This is a genomic window from Brucella oryzae, assembly GCF_041929965.1.
GTDB classification, from domain to species: domain Bacteria; phylum Pseudomonadota; class Alphaproteobacteria; order Rhizobiales; family Rhizobiaceae; genus Brucella; species Brucella oryzae.
Genome location: NZ_JBHEEO010000004.1, coordinates 18,360 through 31,456, shown reverse-complemented (window position 1 = coordinate 31,456; position 13,097 = coordinate 18,360). Strand labels below are relative to the sequence as shown.

Here is a 13,097-nt window from a genome sequence, read left to right as displayed (position 1 = left end):
GGGATGGGTGGAAGCTGCACCTCAAAACCGTCCACATTTATCAGGGCAACCGGGGAAATCGAATGTCCTTCTTTCTGGTTCTCGTCAGTATCGTTGCAATCGGACTGATCGGATTCTTCATAGGCCGTCAGCGTGCCGTTGCACTGGACAGGGCGCAGACGGCTTCCGCAAAAGCCTCGCCGACCGAGAAAATGCATTCCCGCCCGCATTATCATGGCTGGTGGGTTTTCCTCGTTTCTGCGTTGCCTGCAGTTCTGTTCCTCGCTGTTTGGGCCGTTGGAACGTCGGTTTATCTCGATCACAGTGCGACCGCCCGCTTGCCGGACGCCATTGAAGACGGTTCTTTCACCAATCGCAGCCTGCAGCTTGGCATGGTGCGTGGTCTGGCCAATGGGCTTGACCGGCTGACGCCTGCGGAACTGGAGAGCTTCCCGGCGAACTATCAGGATGCTCGCGCCGTTCTGGCATCGAAGGGCGTAGCGCTCGCCACCGAAGGCCAGGACTATATGGTACCGATCGCGCTCTACCTGAAAAAGGCAACAGCGCTGACACACACCATCGGTTCCGCCGTTTCCCTGGTGATCGCAATCGCAGGGCTGATCTTCGGCCTTTCCACGATCAGCCGCCGTATGCGCGCGCGCAACAATGTCGAGCGTATCGTTCTCTGGGGGCTGATCGCCGCATCCGGCATCGCCATTCTGACGACTGTCGGCATCATTTGCTCGATGCTGTTCCAGACCATCAGCTTCTTTCAATCTGTTTCGCCGTGGGACTTCTTCTTCGGCACCGTGTGGGATCCGCGCTTTGCCGCTGCCGGTTCGGGCGGCGAGACAGGCCAGTTCGGTCTCATCCCGCTTCTGGCCGGTACGCTCTATATTGCGCTCGTGGCCATGCTGTTCGCCGTTCCGGTGGGGCTGTTCTCGGCCATCTATATGGCTGAATATGCTTCGCCCCGAGTGCGCACAGTCGTAAAGCCGGTCCTTGAGCTTCTGGCCGGTATTCCCAGCATCGTCTACGGTTTCTTCGCCCTTGTGACTGTCGGACCTTTCCTGCGCGATCTTTCGATTGCCATTGCAGGCGGTCAGGGTTTCATCATGGCGCAGAGCGTTCTGACTGCCGGTCTTGTCATGGGCGTGATGCTTATCCCCTTCGTATCCTCGCTTTCGGACGACATCATCACTGCCGTACCACGGACCTTGCGCGACGGTTCGCTCGGCCTTGGCGCAACCCGCTCCGAAACCATCAAGCGCGTGGTCCTTCCGGCTGCTCTGCCGGGCATCGTCGGCGCGCTTTTGATGACCGCATCCCGTGCTATCGGCGAAACCATGATCGTGGTTCTGGCCGCAGGTGTTGCGGCACGCATCAATATCAATCCATTCGAGGCGATGACCACTATCACGGTGAAGATCGTCAACCAGCTCACCGGCGACCTTGAGTTCAACTCGCCGCAAACGCTGGTGGCCTTTGCACTCGGCATCACGCTTTTCGTCCTGACGCTGATCATGAACATCTTTGCGCTGCATATCGTGCGCAAGTACCGGGAGCAGTACGAATAATGACCGATACGACCTTCAACGCCAGTGGCGCCACGGCACAGCCGACACGTCGCGATATCGGACTGAAACGCCGCTACGCTGCCGAACGCCGCTTCCGCTATTACGGTATTGCTGCGATTGCCATCGGCGTGTTCTTCCTGTGTGCACTCCTGTTCTCGGTCTTTTCCAAGGGCTATACAGCCTTTTGGCAGACGACGCTTTATCTGCCGGTCAAGCTTGAAGAGAGCGTGATCGATCCGGGAAACAAGCGCGCGATTGACCCCAATGTGCTGATCACCGCCAACTATCCGCTGCTGGTGCGCAATGCGCTGGCCGAAAAGCTGGGTGTTGCCGCGACAGACCGTCCGGCGATGCGCGATCTTGGCCGCTTCTATTCGGACGGCGTGCGTATTCAGTTGCGTAAGCTTGTGATGGACAATCCATCGCTCATCGGCACGACGCAGACCGTTCCGGTTCTGGCGGGGGCCGACATCGATTCCGCTTTCAAGGGGCAGATCGACCTTTCCGTACCAGAGACAAACCGCAAGGTTTCGGACCGTCAGGTGGGCTGGATGAAGACGCTGTCGGAAGAGGGCGTGATGAAGGAGGCCTTCAATACCGGCCTCTTCACCTCCGGCGCCTCCAGCCGCCCGGAAACCTCTGGTCTCGGCGTTGCGCTGGTCGGTTCGCTCTACATGATGCTGATCGTTCTCGGACTGTCGCTGCCGATCGGTGTTGCCGCTTCGATCTATCTGGAAGAGTTCGCCAAGAAGAACCGGTTTACCGACATGATTGAGGTGAACATCAATAATCTGGCGGCCGTGCCATCCATCGTGTTCGGTCTGCTCGGACTTGCGGTTTTCATCAACTTCTTCGGCCTGCCGCGCTCTGCGTCGCTGGTCGGTGGCCTGGTGCTGACACTGATGACGCTTCCCACGATCATCATCGCGACGCGCGCCGCCCTTCGCGCCGTGCCGCCTTCCATCCGCGCGGCAGCTCTCGGTCTCGGTGCATCGAAAACGCAGATGGTGTTCCACCATGTTCTGCCGCTTGCCGCACCCGGCATTCTGACGGGCACGATCATCGGTCTCGCCCACGCGCTTGGGGAAACTGCGCCGCTTCTCCTGATCGGTATGGTGGCCTTCGTGGCGGACGTTCCGTCCACCCCGATGGACCCTGCGACCGCATTGCCTGTCCAGATCTATATGTGGGCCAATGAAGCAGAACGCGCCTTTGTGGAACGCACGTCAGGCGCTATCATTGTCCTGCTTCTGTTCCTTGCCGTGATGAATATTGCAGCAATCATTCTGCGCCGCCGCTTCGAGCGCCGCTGGTAAAACGGGAGTCGAAAGCTATGAATCTGATGACTGAACGATCTCTCGAGAAAGCCGTAGGAGAAAAAATGAACGCCAACGCCAATTCCATAAAGATGCGCGGCGATAAGGTTTGCGTATTTTATGGCGAGAAGCAGGCGCTGTTCGACGTCGATCTGGATATCCAGGAAAAGATGGTCACGGCGCTGATCGGCCCTTCCGGTTGCGGCAAGTCCACTTTCCTGCGTTCGCTCAACCGCATGAACGATACGATCGAAGGCTGCAAGGTCGGCGGCAAGATCACGCTCGACAATGAGGATATCTACGATCCGAAGATCGATGTCGTCGAACTGCGCGCCCGCGTTGGCATGGTTTTCCAGAAGCCGAATCCGTTTCCGAAGTCGATCTATGAAAATGTCGCCTATGGCCCGCGCATTCATGGTCTCGCCCGTACCAAGGCAGATCTGGAAGAAATCGTTGTGACGAGCCTCCAGAAGGCCAGCCTGTTCGAAGAGGTGAAGGACCGTCTGCACGATGCGGGCACCGGTCTTTCCGGTGGTCAGCAGCAGCGCCTTTGCATTGCACGTGCGATTGCGGTCAGCCCGGAAGTGATCCTCATGGATGAACCGTGCTCGGCGCTCGACCCGATTGCAACCGCAAAGGTGGAAGAGCTGATCGACGAACTGCGCCAGAACTATACGATCGTGATAGTCACCCACTCCATGCAGCAGGCCGCGCGCGTTTCGCAGCGCACTGCCATGTTCCACCTCGGCAATCTGGTCGAAGTGGGTGACACGGAAACCATGTTCACCGCGCCGACCGAAAAGCGCACGCAGGATTACATCACCGGACGCTTCGGCTGATCCGGAACTGCGCTCAACAGATAGACAGTGCGGCTTCCCCGCAATTTATATTACGAGGTCTACTATGCCGTCTCAGCATACCGTTCGCTCCTACGATGAGGAATTGAAGTTTCTCACCCATAAGATCGCCGAAATGGGCGGACATGCGGAACGTATGGTCGAGCAGTCGGTCGCAGCTATCGTCAATGCGGACAATGCGCTTGCACAGCGTGTCATCTCCGACGATCTCATCCTCGACGCCAGTGAGCGCGAGATCGACGACAAAGCCGTGATGATCATTGCCAAGCGTCAGCCCATGGCGGTGGACTTGCGCGAAATTATCGGCTCGATCCGTATCTCAGCCGATCTGGAGCGCGTGGGCGATCTGGGCAAGAACATTGCCAAGCGCGTTGCCGCCGTTTCGGAATCGCGTCAGCCGGTAAAGCTTTATCGCGGGCTCGAAACGCTGGCCGAGCTGGCACTGACCCAGCTCAAGGACGTCCTCGACGCCTATGCGTCGCGCTCGGTGCAGCAGATTAATGTCGTCCGCGACCGCGATGACGAGATCGACGCGATGTACACGTCGCTGTTCCGTGAACTGCTTACTTACATGATGGAAGATCCGCGCAACATTTCTGCCTGCACGCATCTTCTATTCTGCGCAAAGAACATCGAGCGCATCGGCGATCACGCGACCAACATCGCGGAGACCGTATATTACATCGTGACAGGCCTGCAAATGCCGGCCGAACGACCCAAGGAAGACCTGAGCCACGGTATTGTCGTGGATGAGGCGCGTAAACCCTGAACTGTTGTCGACCGGACTTCGGTTCGGTGGATGAGAATGTATGAATAGCGCGGCGGCACGCGGTCGATTGGGGGGATTTTATCCACCGCCCGCCGAATTTGGATAGGAAAATACTGGATGTCACAGGCACCCAAAATCGCTGTGGTAGAAGACGAAGAGGCGCTGAGCGTGCTGCTTCGCTACAATCTTGAGGCAGAGGGCTATCAGGTCGATACGATGCTGCGCGGCGACGAGGCCGAAATCGCCTTGCGCGAGAACGTGCCGGACCTGCTTATTCTGGATTGGATGCTGCCGGGCGTATCGGGCATCGAGCTTTGCCGTCGTCTGCGCCAATGGCCAGAAACGGAGCGGCTGCCCATCATCATGCTGACGGCTCGCGGGGAGGAAAGCGAACGTGTCCGCGGCCTCAGTGTCGGTGCGGACGATTATGTCGTGAAGCCATTTTCGACGCCGGAACTGCTGGCGCGCGTTAAAGCCATGCTGCGCCGGTCCAATCCGAGCATTCTTTCGCACGTGCTGAAAGTGGGAGATCTTGTTCTGGACCGCCAGCAGCATCGTGTCTACCGCAAGGAAAAGGAAGTTCGCCTTGGACCGACGGAATTCCGCCTGCTCGAATATTTCATGATGTCGCCCGGTCGCGTTTTTTCGCGCAGTCAGCTTCTGGATGGAGTTTGGGGGCCGGACATCTATGTGGATGATCGTACGGTGGACGTCCATGTCGGACGGTTGCGCAAGGCGATCAATGTCGGTCGGGCGCTCGATCCGATCCGCACTGTCCGTGGCGCTGGCTATTCTTTCGGCTGAGCAGAGCTGTTATCTGCGACTTCTAAAACTAAATTTGTCCGACCCGCTACGGTTTCCGTGGCGGGTCGTTTTTGCTTAAGGTCAAGCTCTCGTGAAGTGCGGATCGGGTCTCCCGATTCGCATCGGAATGGTCAAAATAGATGTCGAAAGCCCAATCTCACGCGATGTTACAGGCATGTTGTCAAAGTTGACGAAGAACAACGGAACCTGCTTTGAAACAGAAATTCTGCAGAAAATTTGAAACACCGTGAATGTGTATGCAAAAAACGTACAAGAAAAATTGAATTAAGGCAGGGATATGGCGTGTATTGCGTGACTTTGAATCTCATTAAATCAACATCTTATCTGAATTTCCAGCTCTTGTTAAGAAATTGTTAATATATTTAAAGGGCTTGTAGGGAAATTCGCACTCTCGATTCGGAATTGCTTTCGGGCAATTTAGCTGTCTCCAGCATCGTAGGAATTTGACCTTCCGCCTTTTTTTGGCCTAAAAATTCCAAAACCTTGAATTCGATTGAGCGACAGTAGGGCGTATGATTTTTGATCTTCGTCCTCTTTGACTTGCACCGCAGTTAGACGTTCGCGCACATCGTTCCAGATGTGTTCGCCTGAATGGATGACTGGATCAGTTAAGGGTCCTAACATGAGACTGAGCCATTGACGCGCGCCGCGAAGTGGAAATTGCCCGCTCTTATCGGGCTGATGGTTGCGCCTTTCGTGGTGACCGGTTGTACGACGACCGGAACCTCGGGAAAAGCCAATACGGAAAAGACGGCGACAAGCCACGTCAAGTCCGTCAATGGCGTAAAAACCTATACTTACACCGCACGGGACAAGAATTGTCTTGAACGTGCGATGTTCTTCGAATCCAACCGTTCAAGCTCCGATGGTCTTCTGGCTGTTGGCACAGTTGTGATGAATCGACTCGCTTCCGGTCGTTATCCGGATACTATTTGCGGTGTTGTCGGTCAGAAGAACCAGTTCGCGCCCGGTGTCCTCACCCGCAAGATGAATTCCAAAGCGTTGCCCGATGTTCAGGCTGCTGCTGACGCGGTTCTAAAGGGCAAGCGTCATCCAAAGCTCAAGAACGCCATGTTCTTCCACACGGCGGGCCTGAAATTCCCCTATAACAACATGCATTATGTGCTCGTTGCCGGGGGTAACTCCTTCTACGAAAAGCGCAATCGCGACGGCTCGCTACAGAATCCAGTCCCGCAGGAACCATACAATCTTGCTCTCGCCTATTCGCCGCAATCGCCTTCCGTTCCGCAGGACGCATCCTATGATGTGACACTGCCGCAGATAGGCCCGGTTCCGGGAACGGAGCCAACCGTTCAGGTGGCACTCGCGGAAGCCGTCAAGGCTCAAAACGTAGAACAGAATGTCGGTACTGGTCCGCAGGCTCGTGGCGACCGTCTGGCGCGTCATCGCGGCATTGCCGCGACTCAGCAGGAGCAGCCTGTGCAAATGGCCTCTTACCAGGCGCAGTTCGATACAACTGCGCCGCAGGCGACGTCGCTCGGCTATGCCGCAGCAAGCCAAAAGCAGGTTGACGCCATCGGCGCGCTCCTTCTGTCCCAGGACCGACCGGAAGCGCCGCTATAAGAAACCTGTCTATAAATTGGATATTCAAAACGCCGGTCTGCTTCATTCAGATCGGCGTTTTTGATTTCATGGCTGCTCACCGGTTTTCCGGCTGGGTTTCAGGGCCGGTAGATTGGTCGATAGATCACCATCGGTGTGTCGTAGAAATCGGCCTGGCTCTGCCAGGCGCGCCGGTCAGCTCTGCGATCAAGGTCCAGCCGCATGAGGCAATTGGCAAAGGCGTCGGTCCTGGCCTTGAATCCATAGCTGCGGCAGGTCTGTTCGTCGGCAGCTCGGCGTTGTTCGGGCGTCATGGTCACGCAGCCTGCCAGAAGGCCGGTAATGCCCAGTAAGATAAGTACTTTCTTATCCATTACTATCTGCTTTCTTCTGCAACTGACCGCGGATTTACTATAACGCAAAGACAGGAAAAAAGGTGGTGAAATTATGCCGTCTGATAAACTGCCGGTGATTCCATATGCAAAGAGGTCTTCCACCTATGGCTCATGAACAGCTGAACCCAGTTATCGATCCGGTGAAACTCGAACGTCTTGCGGAAGTCGCCGTTCGCGTTGGTCTGCAATTGCGCGAGGGGCAGGATCTGGTCATTACCGCACCGGTCATCGCACTGCCGCTGGTTCGTCTCATCGCCAAGCATGCCTACAAGGCTGGAGCCGGATTGGTAACGCCATTTTTCGCAGATGACGAAATGACACTTGCCCGTTATGAGAACGCATCCGATGTGAGTTTCGACCGCGCGGCAAACTGGCTTTATGAGGGGATGGCGAAAGCCTATTCGGATGGCGCTGCACGTCTGGCCATCGCCGCCGACAATCCGATGCTTCTCTCCAGCCAGAACCCGGTCAAGGTTTCACGCGCCAACCGCGCCAATTCGAAGGCCTATCAGCCGGCACTCGAAAAGATCGCGGGTTTCGACATCAACTGGAACATCGTCTCCTATCCCAATCCGGCATGGGCGAAGCTCATGTTTCCGAACGAAGCGGAGGATATGGCGACCCGCAAGCTGGCCGATGCGATTTTCGCGGCTTCGCGCGTTGATGTCGATGATCCGGTCGGCGCTTGGGCGGCACACAATGCAGCACTTCGCACCCGCACCCGTTTCCTTAACGGCAAGGCTTATAGTGCCTTGCATTTCAAGGGACCAAACACTGATCTGACAGTTGGACTTGCGGACGGTCATGAATGGCACGGCGGCGCGTCAACGGCCAAGAACGGCATTACCTGCAATCCGAACATTCCGACGGAAGAAGTGTTCACTACACCCCACGCTCTGCGCGTAGAAGGTTATGTGACGAGCACCAAGCCTCTGTCTCATCAGGGCACATTGATCGAGAATATCGCGGTTCGCTTTGAGGGTGGACGCATTGTCGAGGCAAAGGCAAGCCGCGGCGAAGAAGTTCTCAACAAGGTGCTGGATACTGACGAGGGCGCGCGTCGACTGGGCGAAGTGGCACTGGTTCCGCATTCATCACCGATCTCGCAGAGCGGGCTTTTGTTCTACAACACCTTGTTTGACGAGAATGCCGCAAGCCACATTGCACTTGGCCAGTGCTATTCCAAATGCTTTATCGATGGCGCAAAACTGACGCCGGAACAGATCAAGGCGCAGGGTGGCAATTCGAGTCTTATCCATATCGACTGGATGATCGGCTCCGGCCAGATCGATGTCGACGGCATCAACGCGGACGGAACCCGCGAGCCGGTGATGCGTAGCGGCGAATGGTCGAATTAATCTAATAAATTCATCAAATGTATAAGGCCGGGAAATTCCCGGCCTTTTCATTGCATCGATGAGGTCAGTTTTTTTCCTGAACATGGGCCTCAAGGAACCACAATGCCTTGTCGAGGCTGCGGGACGCGGCGGTAAAGATATCCGCCGTATCGTCGTCACCTGCATCGTCTGCATCTTTGATCGACTTACGGACAAGATTGGCGACATCGCCATAGCGCTCGATCAATGCCAGCAGATGGTCGTGAACGGCATAGATGTCGGTTGGATAAGGCTTGAGCTTGCTTTCCTTGGCAACCACCTGCGTTGTGCCGTAAGCCGTGCCGCCAATCTGTACGGCGCGCTCGGCAATCGTGTCGACATGTTCGTCAAGATCGGTGCGGAAACCATCGAGCATTTCATGAACGGCGATGAATTGCGGCCCCTTAAGGTTCCAATGGGCCTGTTTGGTGATGAGGGCGAGATCGATTGTCGCGGCGAGATTTTCATTCAGCAGTGCGATCATTGTCGTCTTCGTATTGGAAGGAAGATCGTTGCGGGTTGCATGCATCGACTTCTTGGACATTTTATCCTCATATCCTTTTGTTCGATCCGGCGTGAAGCGGCTGGGAGACGTCGCTCATAGTCACGGGCTGGCTGCTCCAAACGCAAACGAACCTGCCAGATCCTTATGAGGTTCGATTGCTGGATGGGCCATGTCGCCGTCAAGACAACAAAAATATTCCCGCACCCGTTTTTCAAACGCATATCGCCGGTTTTTGTTCCGCGAGAACGGCTAAAAAATGGGTCCGACCCAGCCTTTGGACAAGACTTGGCTTGTCGCGACGTAAAATCTGATTTACCCGGTTGCGCATGAAGATACTTGCGCTCGATACTGCCGCTTCGTGGTGTTCCGTTGCCGTCTACGATTCTGACGGCGATGTCGTGCTTGCCGATGTGAGTGAAAACATCGGCAAGGGGCATGCGGAAGTATTGATGGACTATGTCGAACGCGCGGTGACAGAGGCAAAATTATCACTCCGCGAGATGGATCGGGTAGCGGTCAATATCGGGCCTGGGTCGTTTACCGGCGTCCGTATCGGTGTCTCGGCAGCACGTGGCTTTGCATTGGCTCTCGGCGTTCCGGCCATCGGTATTACTGCCTTCGAAGCGCTGGCCGCAGAAGCACAGTCTCTGTCGCCGGAAAAGCCAGTTTTGGTTGTTCTCGATGCGCATCGCGGCGAGATTTATGCGCAATCATTCAATGCAAAAGGCTTGCCGAGCGCGAAACCACTGGTTCTGTCGCGAGAGGAAGCGGAGGCTCTTGCCGCGTCCCAAGCGAAAAATACGGTTCTTGCAGGCTCCGCGGCCCCTGCGATCAATGACGTGATCGACAGTCGTTTTACACTTGGCCCGGTTGAGCCGACCGCGAAAATCGGTATCTATGCGCGTCTGGCAAGCTCGCGCCAGCCTGGCGATGCGCCGAAGCCGCTTTACATGCGTGGGCCGGATGCGAAGCCGCAGATCGGGTTTGCGTTGCCGCGCAAGGCCACCGGAGAATAGCCGATGATGGGCTTGCCATTCGGTCGTTTTGGTCGCAGACAGGTTTCGGTGGAACCATTGAATGCCCGGGATAGTCATGCGATCCAGCGCATTCATGCAGTCGCTTTCTATCACGGCTGGAGTTCCGACGATTTCCGGTCGCTGATTGCGCAGGATACGGTTTTCGGTTTTGTTGCGCGTGCGGAAGGTCAGCCGAACGATGCCTGTGGTTTCGTGCTGGCGCGTCTGGTGGCCGGTGAGGCGGAAATCCTGACCATCGCCGTCACGCGTGATGCGCAGCGCCAGGGCGTCGGGCGCGCGCTGATGGATGCGGTACTGCGCCACCTTTATCAGGAGCGAGCCGAAACTCTTTTTCTGGAAGTGGATGAGGCGAATGTTGCCGCACAGGCACTTTATCGCCGTCTCGGTTTCCAGAAAGTTGGCGACCGACCTGCCTATTACGAAACGGCGAACGGACGTTCGGCTGCACTGATATTGCGCCGCGACCTGAGACGTACTTCGGCGGGGCAGCGATGATCGGAGCAATCCGCATCTTCTTCGTTCTTGCGGCTATGGCCCTGTTAAGCCTGTCGCTCGTTCCAGTTCAATATCTGCTGCTTAAGCTCAAGAACGACTGGAAGCGTCGCCTGCCGATCTTGTTCCATCGCATTGCCGCGCGGCTGTTCGGCTTTCGTATCAAGACCGTTGGCCAGATGCATGAGGGACGGCCCCTTCTGCTGGTCGCCAATCACACGTCATGGAGCGATATCATCGTTTTGTCGACGGTCGGACAAATATCCTTCATTGCCAAGTCGGAAGTCAGGAGCTGGCCGGTCTTCGGCATGTTTGCCGTTCTGCAACGCACCGTTTTCGTTGAGCGTGAACGCCGGGGCAAGACCGGTGAACAGGCTTCGGAAATAGCCAGACGTCTGGCCACCGATGATGCCATGGTGCTGTTCGCGGAAGGCACGACCTCGGATGGCAATCGCGTCCTGCCGTTCAAGACAGCACTTTTCGGTGCCGCGCACGCTGCGATCAAGGAAGCCAACGTGCCAGAAGTCATAGTACAGCCGGTTGCTATCGCCTATACGGGCGTGCATGGCATGGCCATGGGCCGTTATTTCCGCCCGATCGCCTCCTGGCCGGGCGACGTCGAGCTGATGCCGCACCTGAAGGGTATCTTGCGTGAAGGCGCCATTGACGTCGAAGTACGTTTTGGCGAGCCGGTCGTGGTAACGGCCAGGACGGACCGCAAGACGTTGGCGCGTACAATGGAGAACCGGGTGCGTGCGCTTTTGCAAAGCGCATTGCTGGGGCGTGAAATCCCCGAAGACTGATAGCCGTTCGATCACGTGTTCGGCCAGGTGTGCAGATTGTCACCTTTCAAATTGGTGACAAAAGCTGTAGATAGCCGCGCATGAGCGACAATATCACCGATCTCGAATCCACGACAGAGCGACCCAATGTGCGCAAGGTTTTCGTAAAAACCTATGGCTGCCAGATGAACGTCTACGATAGCCAGCGCATGGCCGACAGCCTTGCAGCGGAAGGGTATGTTGCTACCGATACGCCGGACGATGCCGATCTGGTTCTGCTCAATACCTGCCATATTCGCGAAAAAGCGTCGGAAAAGCTTTATTCCGCGCTGGGTCGTCTGCGCAAGATGAAGGACGCTCGCGAAGCGAATGGCAAGGAACTGACCATTGGCGTCGCGGGCTGCGTGGCGCAGGCAGAGGGACAGGAAATTCTGCGCCGTGCGCCGAATGTCGATCTCGTCATCGGCCCGCAGACCTATCATCGTCTGCCCAATGCGCTTGCGCGGGTTCGCGGCGGCGAAAAGGTCGTGGAGACTGAATATGCCCTCGAAGACAAGTTCGAACATCTGCCTTCGCCACGGCGGGAGGAGACTCGCAAACGCGGTGTTTCTGCTTTCCTCACCGTGCAGGAAGGTTGCGACAAATTCTGTACCTTCTGCGTGGTTCCCTATACACGCGGCTCGGAAGTTTCGCGCAGCGTGAAGCAGATTGTGGCAGAGGCCGAGCGCCTTGCCGATGGCGGCGTGCGCGAACTGACCTTGCTCGGCCAGAACGTCAATGCCTGGCACGGCGCTGGTGATGATGGTCGCGAATGGGGCTTGGGCGAGCTTCTGTTTCGCTTAGCGCGCATTCCGGGCATTACCCGTCTTCGTTATACGACCAGCCATCCGCGCGACATGGATGACAGCCTGATTGCCGCTCACCGTGATCTGCGCCAGCTGATGCCTTATCTGCATCTGCCGGTACAATCGGGCTCGGATCGCATTCTCAAGGCGATGAACCGTCGCCACAAGGCGGATGAATATGTGCGCCTGATCGAGCGCATCCGTGGAGTCAGGCCGGATTTGGCCCTCTCGGGTGATTTTATTGTCGGCTTTCCCGGTGAAACCGATCAGGACTTCGAAGACACGATGCAGCTGGTGCGTGACGTGAATTACGCGCAGGCCTATTCGTTCAAATATTCGCCGCGCCCTGGCACGCCGGGCGCCGATCTGCCCGATCATGTGGAAGAAGCGGTGAAGGATGAGCGCCTCCAGCGCCTCCAGGCGCTTTTATCCGAACAGCAATATGCGTTTCAGGGTTCCATGATCGGTCGCGAGATGGATGTGCTGCTCGAAAAGCCCGGTCGCGAGGCAGGCCAGATGGTCGGGCGCTCGCCATGGCTCCTGCCAGTCATCATCGATGACAACCAGGACCGGATTGGCGACATCATTCATGTGAAAATCACCTCCACAGGGACCAATAGCCTTATTGCGCAAAAACTGGCCTGAAGGCATGATGGTGCCGAGGCAGAAAATTTCGGCGTTCTGAGTCGCTTGCCGGTAATCCTGTCGAGACTGTGATTACAATGCGTGAACGGTTTGCGTTCACGCATAATCTGGTCTGAAAAGTCAGCAACTTTTCA

Annotated in this window: 13 protein-coding genes; 11 read left to right on the top strand and 2 right to left on the bottom strand. The window is 56.5% G+C overall.

What is annotated here, in order from left to right; genetic code table 11:
• Nucleotides 1-62 precede the first annotated feature (62 nt).
• The 6 genes from pstC (at nucleotide 63) to JNC70_RS04985 (ending at nucleotide 6,907) form a co-directional block, all read left to right on the top strand.
• Complete coding sequence (pstC, locus tag JNC70_RS05010; protein ID WP_104755189.1) at nucleotides 63-1,556, top strand: phosphate ABC transporter permease subunit PstC; 1,494 nt, start codon at nucleotides 63-65, stop codon at nucleotides 1,554-1,556.
• Nucleotides 1,556-2,872, top strand: coding sequence for a phosphate ABC transporter permease PstA (gene pstA, locus JNC70_RS05005; protein ID WP_104755190.1), 1,317 nt, complete (start codon nucleotides 1,556-1,558; stop codon nucleotides 2,870-2,872). Before pstC ends, pstA begins: the two co-directional genes overlap by 1 nt.
• Before the next feature lie 65 nt (nucleotides 2,873-2,937).
• On the top strand, nucleotides 2,938-3,711 hold the full coding sequence (gene pstB, locus JNC70_RS05000) for a phosphate ABC transporter ATP-binding protein PstB (RefSeq protein WP_235969060.1): 774 nt from the start codon (nucleotides 2,938-2,940) through the stop codon (nucleotides 3,709-3,711).
• Nucleotides 3,712-3,775: 64 nt separating this feature from the next.
• Nucleotides 3,776-4,498 carry a phosphate signaling complex protein PhoU gene (gene phoU / locus JNC70_RS04995; protein ID WP_006468129.1) on the top strand — a complete coding sequence of 241 codons (723 nt, stop codon included), beginning with the start codon at nucleotides 3,776-3,778 and terminating at the stop codon, nucleotides 4,496-4,498.
• Nucleotides 4,499-4,615: 117 nt separating this feature from the next.
• Nucleotides 4,616-5,302, top strand: a complete 687-nt coding sequence (gene phoB, locus JNC70_RS04990; RefSeq protein ID WP_006468130.1) for a phosphate regulon transcriptional regulator PhoB — start codon at nucleotides 4,616-4,618, stop codon at nucleotides 5,300-5,302.
• 657 nt (nucleotides 5,303-5,959) lie between these two features.
• The gene (locus JNC70_RS04985; protein WP_104755192.1) at nucleotides 5,960-6,907 is read left to right on the top strand and encodes a cell wall hydrolase; all 948 of its coding nucleotides are present in this window, start codon (nucleotides 5,960-5,962) and stop codon (nucleotides 6,905-6,907) included.
• A 98-nt stretch (nucleotides 6,908-7,005) separates the two neighbouring features.
• On the opposite strand, the gene JNC70_RS04980 is transcribed toward JNC70_RS04985, so the two are convergent.
• Nucleotides 7,006-7,260, bottom strand: coding sequence for a hypothetical protein (locus JNC70_RS04980; RefSeq protein WP_249126992.1), 255 nt, complete (start codon nucleotides 7,258-7,260; stop codon nucleotides 7,006-7,008).
• Nucleotides 7,261-7,385: 125 nt separating this feature from the next.
• On the opposite strand from JNC70_RS04980, the gene JNC70_RS04975 reads away from it, so the two are divergent.
• Nucleotides 7,386-8,639, top strand: coding sequence for an aminopeptidase (locus JNC70_RS04975; protein WP_104755193.1), 1,254 nt, complete (start codon nucleotides 7,386-7,388; stop codon nucleotides 8,637-8,639).
• A gap of 64 nt (nucleotides 8,640-8,703) precedes the next feature.
• Here JNC70_RS04975 and dps read toward each other — a convergent pair whose 3' ends face one another.
• Complete coding sequence (gene dps, locus JNC70_RS04970; protein WP_104755194.1) at nucleotides 8,704-9,201, bottom strand: DNA starvation/stationary phase protection protein Dps; 498 nt, start codon at nucleotides 9,199-9,201, stop codon at nucleotides 8,704-8,706.
• Between the two features lie 287 nt (nucleotides 9,202-9,488).
• Between dps and tsaB the strand changes: the two genes are divergently transcribed.
• The 4 genes from tsaB (at nucleotide 9,489) to miaB (ending at nucleotide 12,963) form a co-directional block, all read left to right on the top strand.
• Complete coding sequence (gene tsaB, locus JNC70_RS04965) at nucleotides 9,489-10,178, top strand: tRNA (adenosine(37)-N6)-threonylcarbamoyltransferase complex dimerization subunit type 1 TsaB (protein WP_104755195.1); 690 nt, start codon at nucleotides 9,489-9,491, stop codon at nucleotides 10,176-10,178.
• A gap of 3 nt (nucleotides 10,179-10,181) precedes the next feature.
• A complete protein-coding gene (rimI, locus tag JNC70_RS04960) occupies nucleotides 10,182-10,694 on the top strand; it encodes a ribosomal protein S18-alanine N-acetyltransferase (RefSeq protein WP_104755196.1) in 513 nt (170 codons plus the stop codon).
• Nucleotides 10,691-11,494, top strand: a complete 804-nt coding sequence (gene olsA, locus JNC70_RS04955; protein ID WP_104755197.1) for a lyso-ornithine lipid O-acyltransferase — start codon at nucleotides 10,691-10,693, stop codon at nucleotides 11,492-11,494. Before rimI ends, olsA begins: the two co-directional genes overlap by 4 nt.
• 80 nt (nucleotides 11,495-11,574) lie before the next feature.
• Nucleotides 11,575-12,963 carry a tRNA (N6-isopentenyl adenosine(37)-C2)-methylthiotransferase MiaB gene (miaB, locus tag JNC70_RS04950; protein ID WP_104755198.1) on the top strand — a complete coding sequence of 463 codons (1,389 nt, stop codon included), beginning with the start codon at nucleotides 11,575-11,577 and terminating at the stop codon, nucleotides 12,961-12,963.
• The last annotated feature ends 134 nt before the right edge of the window (nucleotides 12,964-13,097 follow it).

What these genes read in the sequence shown, in the direction of transcription:
- JNC70_RS04980 (WP_249126992.1), bottom strand. Translation starts at nt 7,260, where the DNA reads ATGGATAAGAAAGTACTTATCTTACTGGGCATTACCGGCCTTCTGGCA.
- tsaB (WP_104755195.1), top strand. Translation starts at nt 9,489, where the DNA reads ATGAAGATACTTGCGCTCGATACTGCCGCTTCGTGGTGTTCCGTTGCC.
- phoU (WP_006468129.1), top strand. Translation starts at nt 3,776, where the DNA reads ATGCCGTCTCAGCATACCGTTCGCTCCTACGATGAGGAATTGAAGTTT.
- pstB (WP_235969060.1), top strand. Translation starts at nt 2,938, where the DNA reads ATGAACGCCAACGCCAATTCCATAAAGATGCGCGGCGATAAGGTTTGC.
- dps (WP_104755194.1), bottom strand. Translation starts at nt 9,201, where the DNA reads ATGTCCAAGAAGTCGATGCATGCAACCCGCAACGATCTTCCTTCCAAT.
- pstA (WP_104755190.1), top strand. Translation starts at nt 1,556, where the DNA reads ATGACCGATACGACCTTCAACGCCAGTGGCGCCACGGCACAGCCGACA.
- JNC70_RS04975 (WP_104755193.1), top strand. Translation starts at nt 7,386, where the DNA reads ATGGCTCATGAACAGCTGAACCCAGTTATCGATCCGGTGAAACTCGAA.
- olsA (WP_104755197.1), top strand. Translation starts at nt 10,691, where the DNA reads ATGATCGGAGCAATCCGCATCTTCTTCGTTCTTGCGGCTATGGCCCTG.
- miaB (WP_104755198.1), top strand. Translation starts at nt 11,575, where the DNA reads ATGAGCGACAATATCACCGATCTCGAATCCACGACAGAGCGACCCAAT.
- pstC (WP_104755189.1), top strand. Translation starts at nt 63, where the DNA reads ATGTCCTTCTTTCTGGTTCTCGTCAGTATCGTTGCAATCGGACTGATC.
- rimI (WP_104755196.1), top strand. Translation starts at nt 10,182, where the DNA reads ATGATGGGCTTGCCATTCGGTCGTTTTGGTCGCAGACAGGTTTCGGTG.
- phoB (WP_006468130.1), top strand. Translation starts at nt 4,616, where the DNA reads ATGTCACAGGCACCCAAAATCGCTGTGGTAGAAGACGAAGAGGCGCTG.